Consider the following 718-nt stretch of genomic DNA (forward strand, 5'->3'; position numbering starts at 1 on the left):
TCCATCGGACTGCGCCAATGGGCCCATGGGTGCTGATCAATGAGAGTTGGTATGATACGCTCCTTGCGGGCGGGGAAGGTGTTTGATGGCAAAGACGAGACGCGAGTTCACCCCAGAGTTCAAACGCGAGGCGGTAGCGCTGCTGGAGAGCAGCGGCCGCCCGCAGATGCAGATCGCGGCCGAACTCGGGATCCAACCCTCGATGCTGAGGCAGTGGCGCACGGGGCTGATGGGTGGCTCCCCACCGCCGCGGGCAGCAGGTTCACCGGGAGCCGCATCCGCAAGCTCGGTGTCTTCCCCCTCCGACCAGGCGGCTGAGATCGCTCGCCTGCGGCGGGAACTCGACCGAACGCGCATGGAGCGCGACGTCCTAAAAAAACGTATGGCCCGCCCCGTCCGCAAGGTCGCCGATGAAGATGCCTGTGACCGGTCTGCACAAACGTATCCGGCATGTCGGCACGGGGGCCGCCGCCAAGATGGAGAGCCGCACGTCCCGGGCCTCATAAGCGAATCGGCCTCGGGGGCCGCTTTTTTTGCCAGGCTTCCGGAACGCCGCTCGACCGTCAGGCCATCTTCACTGTCCTCTCGCAGACCTCGTGGACCTGCGCCGAGCGATCGTGCTCTGCCTCAGGTCAACCTCTTTTGATGCCCTATGCGAGGGCCGGGAGCTATGCGGGAAAGTGGGTGACGACGGTGGATTGAGGGCGGCGTATCGAGG

General features: G+C 64.9%; 1 pseudogene. It reads left to right on the forward strand.

Annotated elements, in window-relative coordinates:
- Positions 1-85: 85 nt before the first annotated feature.
- Positions 86-379, forward strand: a pseudogene (locus G3T14_RS24490) (transposase); the annotation flags it as partial.
- Between the last annotated feature and the right edge of the window lie 339 nt (positions 380-718).

The sequence above is a fragment of the Methylobacterium sp. BTF04 genome, from assembly GCF_010692745.1.
Taxonomy (GTDB): Bacteria; Pseudomonadota; Alphaproteobacteria; order Rhizobiales; family Beijerinckiaceae; genus Methylobacterium.